The sequence below is a fragment of the Caulobacter sp. LjRoot300 genome (genome assembly GCF_964253875.1).
In the GTDB taxonomy this organism is placed as follows: Bacteria; Pseudomonadota; Alphaproteobacteria; order Caulobacterales; family Caulobacteraceae; genus Caulobacter.
On the sequence record NZ_CAXUSA020000005.1, the window covers coordinates 190,189 to 209,991 of the forward strand.

Annotated in this window: 23 protein-coding genes; 9 read left to right on the forward strand and 14 right to left on the reverse strand. The window is 69.3% G+C overall.

Annotation, left to right across the window (positions count from 1 at the left end; translation table 11 throughout):
• Positions 1 to 17 precede the first annotated feature (17 nt).
• Complete coding sequence (locus ACSQ2G_RS18120; protein ID WP_436033240.1) at positions 18 to 1,394, reverse strand: MATE family efflux transporter; 1,377 nt, start codon at positions 1,392 to 1,394, stop codon at positions 18 to 20.
• Between the two features lie 428 nt (positions 1,395 to 1,822).
• On the opposite strand from ACSQ2G_RS18120, the gene ACSQ2G_RS18125 reads away from it, so the two are divergent.
• Entirely contained in the window at positions 1,823 to 2,656 is an 834-nt protein-coding gene (locus ACSQ2G_RS18125) for a flagellin (RefSeq protein ID WP_436033242.1), read from the forward strand.
• A 106-nt stretch (positions 2,657 to 2,762) separates the two neighbouring features.
• On the opposite strand, the gene ACSQ2G_RS18130 is transcribed toward ACSQ2G_RS18125, so the two are convergent.
• A complete protein-coding gene (locus ACSQ2G_RS18130) occupies positions 2,763 to 3,104 on the reverse strand; it encodes an endonuclease domain-containing protein (RefSeq protein WP_436029489.1) in 342 nt (113 codons plus the stop codon).
• A 260-nt stretch (positions 3,105 to 3,364) separates the two neighbouring features.
• Between ACSQ2G_RS18130 and ACSQ2G_RS18135 the strand changes: the two genes are divergently transcribed.
• On the forward strand, positions 3,365 to 5,401 hold the full coding sequence (locus tag ACSQ2G_RS18135) for a family 43 glycosylhydrolase (protein WP_436033244.1): 2,037 nt from the start codon (positions 3,365 to 3,367) through the stop codon (positions 5,399 to 5,401).
• Between the two features lie 1,009 nt (positions 5,402 to 6,410).
• Here ACSQ2G_RS18135 and ACSQ2G_RS18140 read toward each other — a convergent pair.
• Complete coding sequence (locus ACSQ2G_RS18140) at positions 6,411 to 6,953, reverse strand: hypothetical protein (RefSeq protein ID WP_436033246.1); 543 nt, start codon at positions 6,951 to 6,953, stop codon at positions 6,411 to 6,413.
• A 115-nt stretch (positions 6,954 to 7,068) separates the two neighbouring features.
• On the opposite strand from ACSQ2G_RS18140, the gene ACSQ2G_RS18145 reads away from it, so the two are divergent.
• The 4 genes from ACSQ2G_RS18145 to ACSQ2G_RS18160 are packed head-to-tail and all read left to right on the forward strand — an operon-like array spanning position 7,069 to position 9,413.
• Complete coding sequence (locus ACSQ2G_RS18145) at positions 7,069 to 7,425, forward strand: DUF6152 family protein (RefSeq protein ID WP_436033247.1); 357 nt, start codon at positions 7,069 to 7,071, stop codon at positions 7,423 to 7,425.
• A complete protein-coding gene (locus ACSQ2G_RS18150; protein WP_436033249.1) occupies positions 7,426 to 7,899 on the forward strand; it encodes a hypothetical protein in 474 nt (157 codons plus the stop codon).
• Between the two features lie 47 nt (positions 7,900 to 7,946).
• Positions 7,947 to 8,342: a VOC family protein gene (locus ACSQ2G_RS18155; RefSeq protein ID WP_436033251.1), complete on the forward strand. Its 396-nt coding sequence runs from the start codon at positions 7,947 to 7,949 to the stop codon at positions 8,340 to 8,342.
• A gap of 6 nt (positions 8,343 to 8,348) precedes the next feature.
• Positions 8,349 to 9,413 (forward strand): ThuA domain-containing protein, encoded by a 1,065-nt coding sequence (locus ACSQ2G_RS18160; RefSeq protein WP_436033253.1) that lies wholly within the window; start codon positions 8,349 to 8,351, stop codon positions 9,411 to 9,413.
• 86 nt (positions 9,414 to 9,499) lie between these two features.
• On the opposite strand, the gene ACSQ2G_RS18165 is transcribed toward ACSQ2G_RS18160, so the two are convergent.
• Positions 9,500 to 10,066, reverse strand: coding sequence for a DUF2239 family protein (locus ACSQ2G_RS18165; RefSeq protein ID WP_436033255.1), 567 nt, complete (start codon positions 10,064 to 10,066; stop codon positions 9,500 to 9,502).
• An 8-nt stretch (positions 10,067 to 10,074) separates the two neighbouring features.
• Positions 10,075 to 10,422, reverse strand: a complete 348-nt coding sequence (locus ACSQ2G_RS18170) for a GIY-YIG nuclease family protein (RefSeq protein WP_436033257.1) — start codon at positions 10,420 to 10,422, stop codon at positions 10,075 to 10,077.
• Positions 10,423 to 10,556: 134 nt separating this feature from the next.
• Between ACSQ2G_RS18170 and ACSQ2G_RS18175 the strand changes: the two genes are divergently transcribed.
• Positions 10,557 to 10,877: a hypothetical protein gene (locus tag ACSQ2G_RS18175; protein ID WP_436033259.1), complete on the forward strand. Its 321-nt coding sequence runs from the start codon at positions 10,557 to 10,559 to the stop codon at positions 10,875 to 10,877.
• Between the two features lie 3 nt (positions 10,878 to 10,880).
• On the opposite strand, the gene ACSQ2G_RS18180 is transcribed toward ACSQ2G_RS18175, so the two are convergent.
• Positions 10,881 to 11,327 (reverse strand): NUDIX domain-containing protein, encoded by a 447-nt coding sequence (locus ACSQ2G_RS18180; protein ID WP_436033261.1) that lies wholly within the window; start codon positions 11,325 to 11,327, stop codon positions 10,881 to 10,883.
• A gap of 4 nt (positions 11,328 to 11,331) precedes the next feature.
• Positions 11,332 to 12,363 (reverse strand): S1/P1 Nuclease, encoded by a 1,032-nt coding sequence (locus ACSQ2G_RS18185; protein WP_436033263.1) that lies wholly within the window; start codon positions 12,361 to 12,363, stop codon positions 11,332 to 11,334.
• Positions 12,364 to 12,740: 377 nt separating this feature from the next.
• On the opposite strand from ACSQ2G_RS18185, the gene ACSQ2G_RS18190 reads away from it, so the two are divergent.
• The gene (locus tag ACSQ2G_RS18190; protein WP_436033265.1) at positions 12,741 to 13,232 is read left to right on the forward strand and encodes a 3D domain-containing protein; all 492 of its coding nucleotides are present in this window, start codon (positions 12,741 to 12,743) and stop codon (positions 13,230 to 13,232) included.
• A gap of 51 nt (positions 13,233 to 13,283) precedes the next feature.
• Here ACSQ2G_RS18190 and ACSQ2G_RS18195 read toward each other — a convergent pair whose 3' ends face one another.
• The 7 genes from ACSQ2G_RS18195 to cobA all read right to left on the reverse strand — a co-directional run bounded on the left by ACSQ2G_RS18195 (position 13,284) and on the right by cobA (position 18,605).
• The gene (locus ACSQ2G_RS18195; RefSeq protein ID WP_436033267.1) at positions 13,284 to 13,754 is read right to left on the reverse strand and encodes a response regulator transcription factor; all 471 of its coding nucleotides are present in this window, start codon (positions 13,752 to 13,754) and stop codon (positions 13,284 to 13,286) included.
• 34 nt (positions 13,755 to 13,788) lie between these two features.
• A complete protein-coding gene (locus ACSQ2G_RS18200) occupies positions 13,789 to 14,166 on the reverse strand; it encodes a hypothetical protein (protein WP_436033746.1) in 378 nt (125 codons plus the stop codon).
• A gap of 253 nt (positions 14,167 to 14,419) precedes the next feature.
• Positions 14,420 to 15,211: a phosphoadenylyl-sulfate reductase gene (locus ACSQ2G_RS18205; RefSeq protein ID WP_436033269.1), complete on the reverse strand. Its 792-nt coding sequence runs from the start codon at positions 15,209 to 15,211 to the stop codon at positions 14,420 to 14,422.
• On the reverse strand, positions 15,211 to 15,729 hold the full coding sequence (locus ACSQ2G_RS18210) for a DUF934 domain-containing protein (protein WP_436033271.1): 519 nt from the start codon (positions 15,727 to 15,729) through the stop codon (positions 15,211 to 15,213). The genes ACSQ2G_RS18205 and ACSQ2G_RS18210 overlap by 1 nt, the downstream gene beginning before the upstream one ends.
• A complete protein-coding gene (locus ACSQ2G_RS18215; RefSeq protein ID WP_436033273.1) occupies positions 15,713 to 17,371 on the reverse strand; it encodes a nitrite/sulfite reductase in 1,659 nt (552 codons plus the stop codon). Before ACSQ2G_RS18215 ends, ACSQ2G_RS18210 begins: the two co-directional genes overlap by 17 nt.
• A gap of 5 nt (positions 17,372 to 17,376) precedes the next feature.
• The gene (locus ACSQ2G_RS18220; RefSeq protein WP_057184028.1) at positions 17,377 to 17,742 is read right to left on the reverse strand and encodes a DUF2849 domain-containing protein; all 366 of its coding nucleotides are present in this window, start codon (positions 17,740 to 17,742) and stop codon (positions 17,377 to 17,379) included.
• Positions 17,739 to 18,605 carry a uroporphyrinogen-III C-methyltransferase gene (cobA, locus tag ACSQ2G_RS18225; RefSeq protein ID WP_436033274.1) on the reverse strand — a complete coding sequence of 289 codons (867 nt, stop codon included), beginning with the start codon at positions 18,603 to 18,605 and terminating at the stop codon, positions 17,739 to 17,741. The genes ACSQ2G_RS18220 and cobA overlap by 4 nt, the downstream gene beginning before the upstream one ends.
• A 221-nt stretch (positions 18,606 to 18,826) precedes the next feature.
• Here cobA and gcvA point away from each other — a divergent pair, with 221 nt between their 5' ends.
• Complete coding sequence (gene gcvA / locus ACSQ2G_RS18230; protein ID WP_310082708.1) at positions 18,827 to 19,783, forward strand: transcriptional regulator GcvA; 957 nt, start codon at positions 18,827 to 18,829, stop codon at positions 19,781 to 19,783.
• Positions 19,784 to 19,803: the final 20 nt, after the last annotated feature.

Consider the following 19,803-nt stretch of genomic DNA (forward strand, 5'->3'; position numbering starts at 1 on the left):
CCCCAGCCGCGCTGTCGCTACCGCAACTTCAGATCCAGCATCCGATACCGCCCCAGCAGCAGGCCGGCGGCCAGGAAGCTGGTGATGATCACCGACCAGACGATGCCGTTGACCCCCAGCTTCATCGGCAGGGCCAGCCACCAGGCCAGGGGGCCCATGACCAGGGCGTAGCTGATCATGTGGGTGGTGGTCGGGATCCACACCTCGCCCCGCGCCCGCAGGGCCTGGGCGCAGACCACCTGGACGGCGTCGGGGATCAGGAACAGACAGCTCAGCGCCAGGGCCGGCGCGATCAGGGTCAAGGCGGCCGGATCGGTGGTGTAGGCCCCCGCCACCAGGTGACGCAGGGGATAGAGCAGCACCGAGACCAGCAGCGAGAAGGCCGCGGTCACCGCGAACGCGACCCAGCCGGCCCGGCTCATGCCCTTGGAGTCGCGCGCGCCGTAGGCCCGGCCCACCTGCACCGCCGTGGCGGTCGACAGGCCCAGCGGGACCATGAAGATCACCGCCACGACATTGAGCACCACCGCCCAGGCGGCCACCGAATAGCCGCCCAGCCAGCCGGCCACCAGGCTCATGCCGGCGAAGGCCCCGGACTCGAACAGGTTGGAGCCGCCCGCCCCATAGCCGATCCGGCGCTGCTCGCGCGCGGCGGCCAGGTCGGGCGCCGGCCGGTCGAACACGCCCATGGCCCTGGCGTCCTTCAGGCGCACGATGACCACCGCCAGCATCGCCGCGAAGGCCGCCCGCGCCACGAAGGTCGACCAGGCCGCGCCCACCGCGCCTAGGGCCGGCAGGCCGAACGTCCCCGGCACCAGCAGCAGGTTGACGGCCAGGTTGATCAGGTTGGCGATCCACATGGCCACGGTCACCAGGCCCGGCCGCCCCAGGCCCTCGAGCCAGAAGCTCAGCGTCACGCTCAGGGCGAACAGCGGCAGCGACAGGGAAAAGACGACCAGCGGCGCCGTGGCCCCGTTGGCCAGGGCCGTGTCGAGGCCGGCATGGTGCATCAGCGGCGGCCCGGCGATCGCCAGCAAGGCCGCGCCGGCGACGCCCAGCCACAGGGCGTAGACCACGCCGCGCCGCAGCACCGCGCCGGTCTCGTGCGGCTTGCCCGCCCCCGTGGCCCGCGAGGCCATCACCTGCACCCCGACCAGCAGGCCGACCGTCATGGTCACGAACACCGAGGTCGGCGCCCAGGCCATGGCGTGGAAACCCAGCTGCGTCGCCGAGAAGTGGCCGACGACGATGGCGTCGGTCAGGCCCATGACCATGATGCCCAGGCGCGACAGCACCACCGGCCCCGCCAGGCGGAGCAGTTCGATCAGGTCGGAGACAATGACGCCGCCCGGTCCCCCCGAGCGGGGAGTCGGCGCGGCCGCGTCGCGCGGCATGACAGGGCCTTTCAAAGAAGGCCGGGAAAGTGACCGATGGCCGCCGCTTCGGCAACCCCCGGTTTGGCTTGGAACATCTCCGCGCCTGACCGGTTTCGCCGTCTCCAACCCGCAGGTCCGCGAAGGAGACCGCCGTGTCCGACATCGAAAGCCCGGAATTCGAACCCGCCGCCGGTCGCGAAGCCCAGGCCAACCAGACCCTCCCCCGGGAGGCGGTCGCGCAGCGACCGGTGGGAGGAGTTTTCGGAGCGCCCGTCACTCCCCTCCCCGTCGGCTGCGCCGACACCCCTCCCCACAGGGAGGGGACCTCGCGTCCCACCGCCCTTAACCTCGGCCGCTAACGAACGGCTAAGCCTTCTCGCCTAGGTTGACCGTCAGGCGCAAAACGCGCCTTCGGCTTCGCGGCCGATCCTGGAAACGGTCCGTCGATGTCGTTCAACAGCATCAACACCAATGTCGGGGCGATGATCGCCCTGCAGTCGCTGAACGCGATCAACCGCGACCTGTCCGACACCCTGCGCCACATCGCCACCGGCCTGGCGATCTCCAGCCCCAAGGACAATCCCGCCGTCTGGGCCATCGCCCAGAACCAGCGCGCCGAGTCCCACGCCCTGGACGCCGTGCGCGCCTCGCTGCAGCGCGGCCAGTCGATCACCGACGTCGCCCTGGCGGCCGGCGAGACGGTGACCGATCTCCTCACCCAGATGAAGGAGAAGATGCTGGCGGCCTCGGACACCAGCCTCAACACCGCCAGCCGCAAGGCCCTGAACGACGACTACCTGTCGCTGAAGCGGCAGATCGACCGTACCGTGGGCAATGCCGACTTCAACGGAATCAACCTGATCTCCTCGGGCTCGACGGGCCAGGTGCGGGCCCTGGCCAACGCCGACGCCAGCGACACCATCGACGTCGACCATGTGGACCTGTCGACCACCGGCGCGGCCCTGTCGGGGATGCGCGCCGACCTGCTGGGCGCGCCGATCAGCGCCGCCGGGATCAAGGCGATGAGCGGGGCGATCGAGAAGGTCACCTCGGCCCTGTCGAGCCTGGGCACGCGGTCCTACGCCCTCGAAACCCACATGAGCTTCATCGACAAGCTGCAGGACACCCTGGACGCCTCGGTCGGCCGACTGGTCGACGCCGACATGGCCAAGGAGGCCACCAAGCTGCAGGCCCTGCAGATCAAGCAGCAGCTGGCGATCAAGTCGCTGAGCATCGCCAATTCCGCCCCCAGCTACCTGCTGAAGCTGTTCGGCGGCTGACGAACCGGGCGGCTCCGGCGTTCAACCGCGCGCTGAACGCCCGGTTTTCCCTCTCTCTTTGAGAGAGGGAGGGGCCCGCCGCCGCAGGCGGTGGGAGGGTGAGAGGTTACAGCCTCTCGGGTCGAAGCACGGCCAGGATGTCGTCGGCGACCCCGCCCGGATCGGCCAGGACCCGCCCGTTGGGGAACCTCAGGACCATATAGCCAAACAGTTCCAGCACCTGCGTGCGGCGGGCGTCGTAATCCTCCCGTTCCTGGTGAGCGGCGCCGTCCAGTTCGACGATCAGCTTGCCCGCCTCGCAGACGAAGTCGGCGAAATAGCGGTCGATCGAGACCTGTCGCAGAAACTTGAAGCCGCCCAGCCGACGGTTGCGCACCAGCTTCCAGAACGCCTTCTCGGCCAGGGTCTGGTTCTGGCGAAGGCGGCGGGCGTTGGTGGTCGTATCCATGGCGACAGCCTGGAAGCACCGCGAAGACCACGCAACGGAAGGAATCGGGATTTTCCGGCCAGCGGTGAAACCTCTCACCCTCCCACCGCTTCGCGGCGGGCCCCTCCCTCTCTCAAAGAGAGAGGGATTATTTGTCTGACAAAAGTTCTTGTGAACGCCACCTCGGATGCGGTAGCAAAGCGCAAAAGAGGGGAAGCGTCATGCCGCATGGGTCGAAATTACCCGGAGTTATTCTGTCCGGCCTGGCGGCGTGCGCGGTCTTGACGCTGAATCTCGGCGCGACGCCGGCATCCGCGCTGGATCGAGGCGCGGCCAGCGCGTCGAAGGGCCTGTCCACCGCGACCTGGACGCCGGACAACGGCGACGGCACCTTCACCAATCCCTTGTTTTATGACGAATTCTCGGATCCGGACCTGATCCGCGTCGGCGACTGGTTCTACCTGACCGGCACCACCATGCACACCATGCCGGGCCTGCCGATCCTGCGCTCGAAAGACCTGGTCAACTGGGAATTCGTCGCCTACGCCCTGGACAAGCTTGACCTCGGTCCCGCCTACCGGCTGGAGGACGGTCAGAACGTCTATGGTCAGGGTATTTGGGCGCCGTCCTTCCGCTACCATGACGGCAAGTTCTACATCTTCTCGAACGTCAACCACCAGACGACCCAGATGTTCACGGCTGCCGATCCGAAAGGGCCGTGGACGCGCACCTCGATGAAGCGCAGCTTTCACGACCTGTCGGTCCTGTTCGACGACGACGGCAAGGCCTATGTCGTCTGGGATCACCAGGCGATGCATCTGGCCCAGCTGACGGACGACCTGACCGACATCGTTCCGGGCACCGAACGCGTCCTGTTCGCCAAGGACGCCGGGATGGGCGAAGGCGCGCACTTCTACAAGATCGACGGCAAGTACTACATCATCAGCGCCAATTATGCCGGCGGCTTCCGGATGCCGGCGGCGCGGGCGGATCACGTGCTGGGCCCCTACGAGGTCAATCAGGCGATCAGCCTGCACGAGGACTTCGGCATGGCGTCGAGCAAGCGCACGGGCTCGCCCAAGCCGCCGTTCACGTTCTGGGGGCCTAGCCCCGCCGCCAAACATGACCTGGCGCTGCACCAGGGGGGCGTTGTCCAGACGCCGGCGGGTGAATGGTGGGGCTTTTCGATGATGGATTTCAATTCCGTCGGTCGCCTGCTCGGCCTGTCTCCGATCACCTGGAAGGACGGCTGGCCCTATTTCGGCCTGCCGGGCAACCTGACGCGCACGCCGCGGACCTGGGTCAAGCCGAAGACCGCCACGCCGCAGCCGGTGCGCGTCCCCTTCCGGCGCAGCGACGATTTCTCGGCGCCGAAGCTCCAGCCTCTCTGGCAGTGGAACCATGTCCCTGTCGACGGCAAGTGGTCGCTGTCGGAACGGCCGGGTTTCCTGCGGCTTCACGCCCTGCCGGCGACCACGTTCTACGACGCGCGCAACACCCTGACCCAGCGGGCGATCGGGCCGATGTCGACGCCGACCGTCCTGCTCGACGCGTCGAACCTGAAGCCGGGCGACACGGCCGGCCTGGGGCTGCTCAACCTGCCCTATGCGACCCTGGGCGTCGAAAAACGCGCCGACGGGCTCGACGTCGTCCTTTACGACCAGCACCCCGACAAGACGGTACGGGTGAAGATGGCCGGGACGCGCGTCTGGCTGCGGGCCGACTGCAACTTTCTCACCGAGCGGGCGCGCTTCAGCTATTCGTTCGACGGCGTGACCTTCACCCCGATCGGCGACGCGGTCGAGCTGTTCTACCAGACCTTCACCTTCCAGGGCGTTCGCTACGGATTGTTCAACTACAACACGACCGGCGCCGAAGGCGGTTTCGCTGATTTCGACAGTATCGACGTCCATCAGCCCCATACCCACGGCCTGATGCGGCCCATTCCCTATGGCCGCTCGGTCCAGCTGACATCGTTCCACGCGACGACCGGACTGGCGGCCGGCGGTGGAGGCCTGGCTTCGGGCGCCCCGACGCGGTTCGAGGTCGTCGACCGCCGCCTGGGCCGCGTGGCGCTGCGGTCGGGCGGCCGCTATGTCACGGTCGGCAAGGATGGCGCGGTGACGCTTGTGGCCGGCCCGTCGGGCCCGGCGCAGACCTTCCAATGGATTGAAACGCCGACGGGCGAACTGGTGCTGATGTCCTTGGCCACCAACCGCTTCCTGCGCCTCGATCCGAAGACCGGGGACATCCGGGCCGACAGCCCCGGCCCCATGCCGGACAACAGCGACGGCGCACGGTTCATCTGGTCGGAATAGAAGGGGCCGCCTTGAACCCTCTCCCAGAGGGAGAGGGAGGGGCCCGCGCCGCAGGCGTGGGAGGGAGAGGGGTTACACCCTCACAAGTCACACCGACGCCCTGCCGGCACGCCGGCCAGCGGTGAAACCTCTCACCCTCCCACCGCTTCGCGGCGGGCCCATCCCTCTCTCAAAGAGAGAGGGGTTCAGGGGGATAGACGGCGCTCAATCCCCGCTGGCGGCACGAAGAACCCCAGCTTTTTCAACGCCCTGAAAAATAATCAGCGTCACGAACGCGCCAGTCCTCGAACCTCCCGCACAATCAGGGCTGTCCCTATCGCGGGGGAGGGCTCTTGGTACCGGCCCAAGCGGGCGATGGGGATGGAACCGAGCGGGGCCGCCTGGGCCTGGCGATCGGACCGCGGCGGGCGGCGGGGCTCAGAAGGCTCCAAGGCCCGGCGGGGGCGATGGCGGGACAGGCGGGTTGACGGGGCCGGGAGTTCAAACCGGCCTGTTCGAGGATCAGTCGGAGTCGCCGACGGCCCCTTCCGGGCGACCTGATCCTGCCCGTCCGAGGGGGAACGCCGACCGGGATGAAACAAGCCCTCAGTCTGCGTCCCTCGAGACAAACGGTTTCGCGGAGCGGTCAGGTCTAGCCGAAACGCAAACTCTAAACCCACGGTCACCCGGGCCAGGCCCGGACCGCTCCGCGCCTCCCCATCCTCCTCGCCCGCGAAGGGCCGAGGTCGAAGAGCCGTGGCTGGGGACAGGCGCATGCGCCTGTCCCCGTCCGCGATCCAGATCCTCCCCCCGTGGACAGGGCTATTGCATGTGGCCAAAAGCGGTTGTCATCCCGGACGAGCGCGTAGCGCGAAGATCCGGGACCGGGGCGTGAACTCAGCGCTTGCGACGGTCCCGGCTCGGCGCTCGGCTTCGCCAAGCTTGCCCGGGATGACAGGTCTTTTTGAGAGCAAATCCATATGCGATAGCCCCGCCCGCAAGGGGGAAGAGTCTTGGAACGTCGCCCCCCCTAATGCGGCCACGTCTCCGTCAGCACCTTGGCCTTGCCGCCCTTCCAGCTGACCTCCAGGGCCGGGGTCTTGGGCTGGCCCGCGGCGAACAGCTCGTAGATCACCTGGCCGTCGGCCTGGGTGCTCTCGATCACCCGGACAGGCGCGACCTTGGGAGCGGCCTTGACGGCGGCGTCACGCACCGCCTGGGGCGTGGCGGTCCAGGCGATGTCGCGCTGGGTCTCGACGATCTTCCACTTGCCGCCAGCTTCCAGCAGGTCGAACTCAATCTCGCCGCCGTCCGGCAGGGCCCCCTCGACGTCGTAATAGCGGCGGTCCTCGCGGACCTTCAACTCGGCGGCCTTGATCTTCAGGCCCGGCGCGGCGGCGGTGACGACGGCGACCACGGCCGGCGGCAGGTCGGCGGCCTCGACGGGGGTGATCTTGGTCTCGGGGGCCTGGGCCAGGGCCGTCCCGGCCGTCATCAGGGTCAGAGCGAAGGCCGGGGCGAGGGTCGAGCGCAGAAACACGGTGGCGTCCTCCAGGTTCGTCGTCTTTGCCATGGTCGGCATGCCCCAGGCCAATATGCCCCAATCGAAGGGGAAGATTGAACCCATCATGATCTTGGTCTCAAATCGCCGACGGGGTGGGCGCCAACTGCAGGAAGGAGCCATTCCGATGACGCTGCACAAGAGCCTGGCGGGCGCGCTCGCCCTGGCGGTCCTGATCCCCGGCGCGGCCCTGGCCCACCACGGCTGGAGTTCCTACGACGCTGAAAAGACCCTGACGGTCACCGGCCCCCTGACCGACGTCGCCTGGCGCAACCCGCATGGCGAGGCGAAGATCAAGCACGCCGGCAAGACCTGGGCCGTCGTCCTGGCGCCGGTCGCCCGCATGGAGGCCCGCGGCCTGACCCAGGCGATGATCTCGGGCGGCAAGCCAGTCACGCTGGTGGGCTATCCGCGCAAGGACGGCGTGACCGAGATGCGCATCGAGCGGATCACCGTCGACGGCAAGACGGTCGAGCTGCGCTAGGTGGAGGCGCTGGCCGCCGGGCTGGAAGCCTCGCCGCTGGGGACCTGGGCGCGCGGATCTAACCTGGCCTATCCCGTGGCCAACCTGGTCCACCTGCTGGGCCTGGTGATGCTGATCGGCGGGATCGGCGTGCTGGACCTGCGCCTGGCGGGCGCGTTTCGCCGGCTGCCGGTCGAGGCGCTGTGGCGATGCCTGCCGCCGCTGGCGATCGCCGGCCTGGCGCTGCTGGTCCCCGCCGGCCTGGTGATGTTCGCGGCCGACGCCTCCAGCCTGGTGGTCTCGACGGCGTTTCGCTGGAAGGTCGTCCTGATCGTCCTGGCCCTGGCCAACGCCGGGGCCTACCATCTGCTCTGGCGGCGACGGCTGGCGCGATGGGACGTCGATCCGCCGCTGGGCGGGCGCGTCATGGCCGCCGGATCGCTGGCCCTGTGGCTGGTGGTCGCCGGACTGGGCCGATGGATCGCCTACGCCTGACGGGCCGCGCCGCCGTGCTAAGCAGGGACATCACCGAGTGAGTCTCCATGGCCCAGCACCTCGCCCTCCTGTCCCTGCTCGTGCGCGACTACGACGAGGCCCTGGCCTTCTATGTCGGCAAGATGGGGTTTTCCGTCGTCGAGGACAGCGACCTGGGCGGCGGCAAGCGCTGGGTCGTGGTCGCGCCGGGTCCGGCCGGCACGCGCTTCCTGCTGGCCAAGGCCGCCGACGACCAACAGAAGGCCCTGGTCGGCGGCCAGGGCGGCGGCCGGGTCTGGCTGTTCCTGCACACCGACGCCTTCGAGACCGACCATGCCCGGCTTAGCGCGGCGGGCGTGAACTTCCTCGAGGCGCCCCGCCACGAGGTCTATGGCAGCGTGGCCGTGTTCGAAGACCTCTACGGCAACCGCTGGGACCTGCTGAAACCCAAGACCAAGGCCTGATCTCTCATGCTCCCCTCTCTGCGTCGCCGCCTCGCCCCCCTGCTGGTCGTCCCCCTGGTGGCGTTCGCGGCCTTGTTCGCCCTCCCCGCCCTGGCCAAGCCGGCGCCGCTGCGGGTGCTCTATCTGGACCAGTCGGTCGGCTGGAAGCACGCCCCGGTCGCCCGTCCCGACGGCGGCGGCCTAGCCCCGTCCGAGACGGCGATGAAGGCCATCGGCCAGGAGAGCGGGGCCTTCACCGCCGAGGTGACCCAGGACGCCCGCGAGATCACCCCGGAGCGGCTGGCGACCATCGACGTGCTGGTGTTCTACACCACCGGCGCCCTGCCCCTGTCGCCGCAGGCCTGGGCCGCGGTCCAGCAGCGGGTGGCGGCCGGCAAGCTGGGCTTCGTCGGGGTGCACAGCGCCACCGACACCGGCTGGCCCTATGACGGTCCCGGCCAGACCTATACCGGCTTCATCAACGGCAAGTTCGCCGGCCATCCCTGGACCCAGGGCACGCCGATCCGCGTCGAGACCCTGGACCCCGACCTGGCCCTGGTCGGCATGTGGCCGGTCAATTTCGACTATGCCGAAGAGATCTACCAGCACAGCGACTTCGACCCGGCCAAGGTGCGGGTCCTGCAGACGATGGACTTCGCCGGCACGGCCCTGAAGCGGCCCTACGCCGTGCCAATCGCCTGGGCACGGCGGATCGGCCAGGGCCGATTGTTCTTCACCAACCTGGGTCACACCCTGTCGACCTGGGACGACCCGCGGTTCCGCAAGCAGATCGTCGAGGCGGTGAAATGGACGGGCCGGCGCACCGACGGCGGGGCCAGCCCCGACACGCTGCGCCAGTTCCTGTGGCAGGTGAAGGCGCTGCTGGCCTATGAGCCGGCCCCCGGCCGCGACGACCAGGCGATCCTCGGCCGCCTGCTGAAGATGGATCCGACCTGGCAGGCCGCCACCGCCCGACGCATCGCCGACCTGCGGACGGTCTACCCCGCCAAGCCCGACAGCGACCGCGCCTCGTTCGACGCGGCCTACAAGGCGGTGCTGGCGGACGTGCTGGCCCGGGGCGGGGCGAAGTAAGGCGGCGGCGGACGCGATCGGGGGACACGATCGGGGACAGGCACATGTGCCTGTCCCCAGCCGTTACCTGTCCCTGCCGTTGCGCGTCAGGTTTCGAACGCCTCGGCCGCCAGGGCCCGCAAATGCTCGGCGACATCGCTCGGCCAGTCGGCGATCCTGGCCGCGACCCCCTCGGCGTCTCCGGCGAACAGCGCCCGGCTCATGGCCTCGAAGCCCGGCCGGTCGCCGGCCATCACCGACGCGAAGCGGTAGGTCGCATCGCGGGCGGCGCGGCGCCGGTCGGGGCCCTCGCTCTCGCGGCGCGCCGCCTCGACCAGCTTGCGCAGGGCCACCGACGCCCCGCCGGGCTGAGCGGCCAGCCACTCCCAGTGACGCGGCAGCAGGGTCACCTCGCGGGCCGTAACGCCCAGCTTCGGCCGTCCGCGGCCACGTGGGGCGGGATCGTCCTGGCCGCCCTGTTCCTCGCCAAGCCGCAGCGCGATGTCCCAGGGGCCGCCGCGCAGGTCGAAGTCCACCTGGCGGCCCTCGGGGTCGAAGATCAGCAGGCAGGCGTCCGGCGCCTGCGCCAGCCGCGCCTGGGCGGCCACCGCCACATCAAGCTTGGAACCGGCCGCCAGCCGCCGCTCGCCCTCGAACACGACGTAGGCGATCATGGGACCGCTCATCGCCGCAGCCCCTCGGCGTGTAGGCTCGCGCGCCAGTGCTCGCGGCGCTCGACCAGCAGCGAGGCCCGGCCCAGCCGTTCCAAGCCCTTGTCGTCGAGGACCTCCAGCACCTCGAAGCCGAAGGCCGCCTCGCCGTGGGCGTTCCAGGCCTGCTGCAAGGTCGGGCTGGTGTGGCCGCCCGTGCGCAGGGCGAACCAGACGCCGTTCTGCCGCGTGGACAGGTCGGGCGTGCCGCCGATCCAGACCTCGCCGTCCGCTGCAGGGCGACCGGCGTAGATCCCCGCCTGGATCTCGCGGTCCTTGTAGTCGCGCACCAGGGCGCGTCGGTCGTTCGTTGTTTCCATGAGCAGCTTTTTACCCGGGTATTTTGTGGAGTCAATATTATCCGGGTGTATTTGTCCGCAAGCGCCCCGCCTTCGCCCGCTGGCTCGCGGGACCCAAAGGCGGTAGAGACCCCGCTCCTAGTTTGGAGGCCGACATGGTCCGCAATCTCAAGGGCAAGCTGGTCGCTCCAGCCGTCGACCCGATCGCCCAGGCCGACATCGCCTGGTTCGAGGCGCACGAGGGCCGCACGTTCCGCCTGCGCGATCCCGCGCCGCTGGAGTTCAAGGACCCGCTGGGCGATCCCGGCGACGGCTTTTCGTGGCGCGTCCTCGTGGCCAGGCTGGCCGACGGCGGCCGGCTGAAGCTGCCCGTGTCGCTGGCCTGGGACCTGCACAACGACCACGCCAAGGACGCGCACCTGAAGATGATCTTCGACCAGGTCGCGCCGGAAAAAGCCAAGGCGCTGCTGAAGTAGGCCTTAGCCCCGCCGCAGCCAGGCCGCCACCGCCCAGGCGTGGGCGTCGTGCCTCAGGGCCACGACCGCGTCGCGGGGGTCCAGCCAGACCAGGGTGTGGTCGTCCTCGACCTTCAGCTCGGGACGTTGGCCAACAACGCGGACGACATAGATGCCGCCGTTGTTGCACACCGGCTGGCCATTGGACTTCAGGAACGGCTGGCTGACCTCGATCACCCGCCGCCCCACCTCGACGACGAGGCCGGTCTCCTCGCCGAACTCGCGCACGACCGCGGCGTGCTCGTCCTCGTCGCCGTCGACCGCCCCGCCCGGCAAGTCGAAATAGGGCGCGCGGCCCGGTTTGCGGACCTCGACCAGGGCGATCGTCCCGTCGGCGCCCTCGGCGATGCCGAAGGCGGCCCAGCGATGCTTGTACTCCAGGCCCGGCTCGGGCGCGTCGAACGCCTGCACCGGATCAGTCCTTGCCGTACAGGTCGTTCCACGGGTCGGCCTTGCCGGACACGACGTCCTCGACGGTGATCTCCGGACGATAGCCGATCTTGCCCGTGGCGCTGGCCTTCCAGGCATCGACGACCATGTCGCGCAGCTGGGTCGCCCCGGCCGCCAGGCGTTCGTCGACGAAGGCCTTGGCGCGGGGGTCGGTCGCGACCAGTCCGCCCTCCTTCTCCAGCTTGTACAGCGGCTCGACGAAGCCGACCGTGGTGCTCAGATAGGCCACGGTCCGCGCCTCGATCGTGCAGCCGCAGTCCTGATAGGCCGGCACCAGCGCCTTGACGTCGGCGTCGACGGCCACGGCCTTGACCAGCGGCCCCTCGAAATTGCCGTGCGTGGCCCGGCTCTGGGTGTAGCCGTTCGGGTTGGGATAATCGCCCCAGCCGTTGTAGTGCACGCTCAGATGCAGCGGCTGGCTGGCGTCGCCGACATAGTGGGCCCAGACGCCGAGATCGCGGACCAGCAGCTCTTCGCGCCGCTTCAGGTCGGCGACGTAGTAGGCCTTGCGGGTCGCGTCCTTCTCGGTCGCGGAGACCGCCTGCAGGATGCGCCAGTAGGTGAAGTCCTTCACCAGCTGCTGGTAGCCGTCGATGATCGAGTAAGGCAGGTAGCCGGCGTTCCAGCTGTCATGGCCGACCGCGGCCAGGGCCTTCTCGTAGTCGGCGCGGGTGGGCGGCAGGGTTTCCAGCGTGAACTTCGGACCGCCGTACATCCGCCCCTCGTCATCGATGTCGAGGAAGTGGGCGGCGTCGCGGTCGGTGTCGTGGACCTTGCCCGAGCCCTTCCAGCGGTCCGGCTCGCGGGCGTATTCGCCGATCGCGGCCACCGCCTCCGGGGTGCGCAGGAAGGCCGGCAGGTCGCTGGGCAGACTTTCGGCGGCGACGACCCCGACCATGCGGTGCCCCCAGGCGCCCCAGGCCAGGGCCGAGCTGGCCGGAGCGGCCAGGGCGACGACCAGGGCGAGCCCCGTGAACAGGCGAACAGACGGCTTCATGCGCGCTCCAACCAACTGACAGCCCAACGATCTGATAGCCTTTTGGGGCCGGACGATGGCCGCGACTCGGCCGGTCCCCCGGACCCGCCCAAGACGCGTGCACCGCCAAAAAGCCGTGGACGACTCCGGTTTATGCCACCCCGTCGTCGATCGCCAGAGCGCGCCGCGCGAACCGCCAAGCGTCAGCATGCAACTCCTTGCCAGGATTGGATTACCACTCGCCCTGGAACCAAACGCGCGCTCGAACGATGGCGCCGAACGCCACCGTCAAGGGTGCGGCGCGGCATCGGGTCGCCTCCTGGTGGGTTGTCACGCGGCTGTGATCTTAGTAATCAGGCCGCCGACCGACACTCTACGCCGATAAGAGGAACCCCTCGATGCGACGCACGTTTGCGGGATTTCTGGCCGTTGTGGCCATGTCCACCGCCCTCCCCGCCCTTGCCGCCGACTCGGACTCCAAGCCCGATCCGCTGGGCGACCTGATCACCGGCGCCCTGACGGGCACGATGCCTGGGTCGGTCGAATACAAGATGAAGGCCACGCTCTACCACGCCGGCGCCAAGGGCATCCGCGCCCTCGACAGCCTGGGCTGCAAGGTGGTGGCCATGCGCACCCTGGCGGTCGACAAGACCGTGATCCCGCGGCGCACGGTGGTGTTCATCAAGGAAACCGTCGGCCTGCCGATGCCCAATGGCGACAAGCACGACGGCTACTGGTACGCCTCCGACATCGGCGGGGCGATCAAGGGCAACAAGCTGGACCTGTTCAGCGGCCAGGGCGCGTCCTCGATGAAGCCGCTGATGGGCCTCAACCTCTCCACGCTCTCGGTGACCAAGGTCGGCGAGTTCAAGGGCTGCCCGCCGGAATAGGCGCGCCGCCTGTCGGCAAGGCGCCGAGCCGAGCCGCCGCTACAATCCTCTCTAGATGAAGACGTCGCTGGACGACGAAGGCCTGGCCGCTGGCGCGATCCGCGATCCGAACCCATTGGCTGGCGGGCGCTCGGGCGAAACCGGCTTCAGCATCTTGCCCACGCGCTCGACCAGGTCGGCGCCGCTGAACGGCTTGAGCATGCAGGCCCGGACGCCCAGGCTGGCCCCGCGCTTGACCTCCTCGACCCCCAGCCGCTTGCCGACCAGCAGGACTTGTCCGCAGGGATGCGAGACGTCGCGTTGCAGCGCCGCCAGCACGTCGAAGGCGGTCATTTCGGTGATCGCCAGGTCCAGCACCAGCAGGGCCGGACGCATGTTGTGCGCCATTTCCAGCGCCGCCGGACCGCTCCGCGCCGCCAAGGCGTGATAGCCGGCCAGATCCAGGCGGATCTGCAGCATTTCCAGGACCGCGCGATCACTGTCGGCGACCAGAATCCGAGTGCCGGGTTGAACCATGTTCATGGGCGCCCCCGCAGTTTGTGTCGGCGGCGCGTCATCAGAAGAGATCCAGGTCGCCGGCGTCGTCGCCGTCGTTGATGCCGGCTTCGTCGCCGCCGAACGACGAGGTCATCCGATCAGCCAGGGCGCCGAGCGTGACGCTCTGCAGGGCGGCGCCGACCTCGATCTGCTCGGGCGCGGCCACGGTCTGGCTGAGGCTCCGAGCGAAGGTCGACAGGCCGGTCAGGTGCTGGCTGAGCAGGTCCACGGCCTGGATGCCTTCGATCAGCTGTTCGCGCTGCTCGGGCGCCACGGTCCCCAGCAGCTTGCCGATCAGCGTGTCGAGGAAGATGCAGCGGGCGCCGGCCAGCTCCAGTTCCCACGACAGCACGTCGAACGTCGCCGCGACATCCGACCGAAGCTCCCCCGCGACCATCGACAAGATCTTTTCTCCCGAACCCAGGCCGACGCTACGAGGCGAGGCCTAACGGCGATTTAACCTTGGAGATGTGTCCGGCCTGGTCCCCTGCGTCGAAACCGCGCGCCCAGGCGCTGGAAAGTCCGGCCTGGCAAAGGCTACAGGGTCCAGCCAAACCTCCGCCGGCAGGTCCGCCGTGCGGCCGTCGCGCAGGAAGTCGTAGACCTTGGCCGCCGGGCGGCGAGCTCCCGCCGTCAAGCGTTGAGCGGCCCTAGATCCCCTCGCCGACGTTCGGTGCGGCGCCGGGGGCCCGGGCGACATGGATGCCGCACTCGGTCTTGTCCTGGCCCGCCCAGCGGCCGGCGCGGACGTCGGCGTTGGGGTCCTCCACCGGCTTGGTGCAGGGCCAGCAGCCCACCGACGGGAAGCCCTGGGCGACCAGCGGATGGGCCGGCAGGTCATGCTGGGCGACATAGGCGTCCAGCTCGGCTTTGCCCCAGTTGGCCAGGGGATTGAACTTGATCTGGCCCTCGGACTCCTCGACGACCCGCAGACGCAGGCGGTCACCGCCGTGGAAGCGCTTGCGGCCCGTGGTCCAGGCGGCGAACCCACCCAGGGCGCGGTCCAGCGGCAGCACCTTGCGGATGTGGCAGCAGGCGTCGGTGTCGGTGCGCCACAGGTCGGACTTGGGATCGGTGACGGCCAGGTCGGTATAGGCCGGGCGCAGGTCGCGCACATCGGTCAGGCCCAGCCTGGCGGCCAGCGCCTTGCGGTAGTCCAGCGTCTGGCCAAACAGCATGCCGGTGTCGAGGAACAGCACCGGGATGTCCTTCGACACCTGGCTGGCCAGGTGCAGCAGCACCGCCGATTCCGCGCCGAACGAACTGACCAGGGCCAGCTTGTCGCCGAAGGTCTCGTAGGCCTTGCGCAGGACGGTCAGCGGATGGGCGTCGCGCAGCTCGGCGTCCAGCCGCGCCGCCAGGTCGGCGGCCCCGTTTGACGAAACGCGGGAGGGCGTCGCGGCGGTCGGTTTCACCTCGGTCGCGGTCTGGTCGTAGGCCATCAGACAGCCCCTTCCTCGAAGGCTTGGCGTTCCTCAAAGGCGGGTGGGCGGTTGTCCGCGGCCCGCTGATAGACGTGGCGGTAGCGGTGGGCGGCCTTGGTCCAGGCCTCCGGCGTGGCCCCGTCGGCGGGTTCGAAGGCGTCGAAGCCGCAGCGGACCATGAAGCCGGCCTGTTCCTGCAGCACGTCGCCGACCGCCCTCACCTCGCCGGTGAAGCCCAGGCGCTCGCGCAACAGGCGGGCCGAGGTATAGGCGCGGCCGTCGCGGTATTTCGGGAAGGCCAGGGCCACCACCGACAGGCGCGGCAGGTCGTAGGCCAGGGCCTCGACCTCCTGGTCCGCCTCGACGCGCACGCCGACGCGGCGGCTGTTGGACAACAGGATCTCGCCCTCGGCCTGGAAGCGGGCCAGGGACAGGATCACGTCGCCTTCGGGCAGGACGTCGTCGTCGCCGACGTGGGTGAAGATGTCCTCGGCCCACTCGGCCACATCACCGGCCAGCTTAATCAGCTTGGGCATAGACCGCCTCCTTGAAGGGCTCGAGGCCGACGCGGCGATAGGTGTCGAGGAAGCGCTCGTCGCCGGCGCGGATGTTCAGATAGGCGTCGACCAGGGCATCGATGGCCGGGGCGACCTTGTCGGCCGACAGGCCCGGGCCGAGGATCCGGCCGATGCTGGCGTCCTCCGCCCCCGAGCCGCCGAGCGAGAGCTGGTAGAATTCCTCGCCCTTCTTGTCGACGCCCAGGATGCCGATGTGGGCCACGTGGTGGTGGCCGCAGGCGTTGATGCAGCCGCTGATCTTGATCTTCAGCTCGCCGACCTTCTCGGCGCGATCCGGATCGGCGAACTTCCTGGCGATGTCCTGGGCGATCGGAATGGCCCGCGCATTCGCCAGGGCGCAGTAGTCCAGGCCCGGGCAGGCGATGATGTCGCTGGCTAGGTCGATATTGGCGGTGGCTAGGCCCGCGGCCTCCAGCGCCGCGTGCACGGTCGGCAGGTCGTCCAGCCTGACGTGCGGCAGGACCAGATTCTGGGCGTGGGTCACGCGCAGGTCGTCCAGGCTGTAGCGCTCGGCCAGGTCGGCGACGACCTCCAGCTGCTCGGCCGTGGCGTCGCCCGGCGTCTGGCCGATGGCTTTCAGCGACACCTCGACGATGGCGTAGCCGCTCTGCTTGTGCGGCTTGACGTTGTTGCGGACGAAGCGCTGCAGGGTCGGGCTGGCGGCGCGGGCGGCCTCGAAGACGTCGGACACGGCCGGCAGGGTCTCGAAGCGGGTCTGGGCGAAGGCGGCGCGGACGCGGGCCAGTTCGCTGGCCGGCAGGTTGGCGCGCGCGGCGTCGATCTTGCCCCACTCCTCCTCGACCTGGCGGGCGAACTCCTCGGCGCCCAGGGCGGCGACCAGGATCTTGATCCGGGCCTTGTAGATGTTGTCGCGACGGCCATGGCGGTTGTAGACGCGCAGGATCGCCTCGACATAGCTGAGCAGGTGCTCGGCCGGCAGGTACGACCGAATGGTCGGGCCGACATAGGGCGTTCGCCCCTGGCCGCCGCCGACGATCACCTCGAAGCCGATGGCGCCGTCACGACCCTTTCGCAGGATCAGGCCGATGTCGTGCACCTTGACCGCCGCGCGGTCGGTCAGGGCGCCGGTGATGGCGATCTTGAACTTGCGCGGCAGGAAGCTGAACTCGGGATGCAGGGTCGACCACTGGCGCAGGACTTCCGACCACACGCGCGGGTCGTCGATCTCCTCGGCCGTGGCGCCGGCATAGGGGTCGGCGGTGACGTTGCGGATGCAGTTGCCGCTGGTCTGGATGGCGTGCAGGTCCACCTCGGCCAGGGCGTCCAGGATGTCGGGCGCGTCCTTCAACTTGATCCAGTTGAACTGGATGTTCTGGCGCGTGGTGAAGTGGCCGTAGCCCTTGTCATAGGTGCGGGCGATCCAGGCCAGGCGGCGGGCCTGGCGGGCGTTCAGCGAGCCGTACGGAATGGCGATCCGCAGCATGTAGGCGTGCAGCTGCAGGTACAGGCCGTTCATCAGCCGCAGCGGCTTGAACTGGTCCTCGGTCAGCTCGCCGGCCAGGCGGCGCGCCACCTGATGGCGGAACTCGTTGGAGCGGTCGGTCAGGAACTCGCGGTCGATGGGATCGTACAGGTACATGAGGCCTACTTCCTGCGGATCAGGTCGACGCGACCGGTGGAGCGGGCCGCGCCCGCCGCGTGGCGCAGCGCCTCGATCACCTCGCCGCCGACGGCCTGCTTGCCGTGGGTGGGTTCGTTGGTGGGCCCCAGGGCCCGAATGCGTTCGCGATAGCTGATCGGGGCCAGGCCGCCGTCAACCGGGGCCAGGTCGATCGGATAGACGTCGACCACCACCGTCGGCTGGGCCTTGCCGTTGGCCACCACGGCCTCGACCTCGGCGTCCTGGCCCTCGCCGAACAGCTGGGCGTCGCCGAAGCCCTCGACCCAGGCGCCGGCTTTCCAGAACACGACCTCGCCGTCGATCAGGCGATTGGCGGTGATGGCTTTCATTGACCGGGGCTCACGCGTTGGACGTTGGGAACGGCCTCATCCTTGGCAAGGCTGAGATCTTCGGATGTAGCGATTTCCGCCATGGCCATCGCCTCGCCGACCATCAGCAGCGCCGGGCCCTTCAGGCCCTCGGCGGCGAGCGCCAGACCGGCCAGGGTGGTCAGGAGGCGGCGCTCGTCGGCGCGGCTGGCGTTCTCGATGATCAGGGCCGGAGTCGCGCCGGACCGGCCGGCCGCCGTCAGGCGCTCGGCGATCAGGCCGGCGGTCGAGACGCCCATATAGACGACGACGGTCTGGTTCGGACGCGCCAGGGCGGTCCAGTCCAGATCCGGCTCTCCATGCGCGGCGTGGCCGGTGACGAAGGTCACGGCCTGGGCGGCGCCGCGATGGGTCAGGGGCGCGCCGGCGCCGGCCGAAGCGGCCAGGGCGGCGGTGATTCCAGGCACGACGGCGCAGTCGACGCCGGCCTGGCGGCAGGCCGAAAGCTCCTCGCCGCCGCGACCGAACAGGAACGGGTCGCCGCCCTTCAGCCGCACGACGGTCAGGCCCTCCAGGGCCAGGGCGACCAGCAGCTGGTTGATGTCGTCCTGCGGCAGGGTGTGGCGCGACTTGCGCTTGGCGACATTGATCCGCCGCGCCTTAGCCGGCGCCAGGTCGAGGATCTCGTCGGAGACCAGGCCGTCATGGACCACCACCTCGGCGGCCTGCAAAGCCTTCAGCGCCTTGATCGTCAGCAGCTCGGGATCGCCGGGACCCGCGCCCACCAGGGTCACCCGGCCCGGCGCGCGCGCCCGCGTCCCGCCGCCGAGGGCGACAAGACCGGCTTTCGACCGGGAAGCGGATCGGACCGTTGGCCGAGCCATGTGATTCAGGTCCTCTATAAGCCAGCTACCATTGGCGACACGCCGGACCGGCGAGTTCGCCAAACCGGTGCGCTTCAAAGCATTGCGGGGCGAACCCTAGGGTCCGCCCCGCTCGCGTTCACCGAGGAAAAGGGCCATCTCCATCAGCGAACGCTTGCAAATTGGTCGCGACCGGGCCACTTCGCAAACAAGGTCTTCTGCCGGGGCGTTCAGTAAAACTCATGGAAAGACAGTCCGAACGTCGGAGGCTTCCGCCCTTGAACGCCCTGCGCGCGTTCGAGGCGGCCGCGCGTCACCTGAACTTCAGCCGCGCCGCCGACGAGCTGTCGGTGACCCCGGGCGCGGTCAGCCAGCAGATCCAGAACCTGGAGGACTATGTCGGCGCCGCCCTGTTCAAGCGCACGCCCAAGGGCCTGCTGCTGACCGACGCCGCCCAGACCGCCCTGCCCGCCCTGCGCGAAGCCTTCGACCGCCTGGCCGAGGCCGCGTCCCTGCTGACCGCCGCCGTCGACGGCCGCCGCCTGACCCTGACCGCCGCCCCGTCCTTCGCCGCCAAGTGGCTGGTGCCGCGCCTGGGTAAGTTCGAGCAGGCCCAGCCCCAGGTCGACGTCTGGCTGTCGGCCGGCATGGAGGTCGTCGATTTCGCCGCAGGCGAGGTCGACCTGGCCATCCGCTACGGCTCGGGCCGCTATCCGGGGCTGGAAGTGATCCGCCTGCTCAGCGAGACGGTCATCCCGGTCGCCAGCCCCGAGCTTCTGGCCTCCAATCCCCTGGAATCGCCCGAGGACCTGGCCCGCCACATCCTGCTGCACGACGGCTCGCCCGACGCCGACGACAGCTGCCCGGACTGGGCCATGTGGCTGGCCGCCCGGGGCATCAAGTCGGTCGACGGGGCGCGCGGCCCACGCTTCAACCAGTCCAGCCTGGTGATCGAGGCGGCCGCCAACGGCCGCGGCGTCGCCCTGGCCAAGCAGACCCTGGCCCAGGCCGACCTGGACGCCGGCCGGCTGGTGATTCCGTTCGAAATCCCGACCGCCGTCGACTTCGCCTATTACGTCGTCCACCCCAAGGCCAAGGGCCGCCTGCCGCAGGTCAAGGCCTTCGTGGCCTGGCTCAGGGAAGAGGCCGCCGCCCACGAGGCGGCCCTGCTGACCATGGACAACGGCGCGGGCATCTAGACGGCTGTTACGGTCAGGTT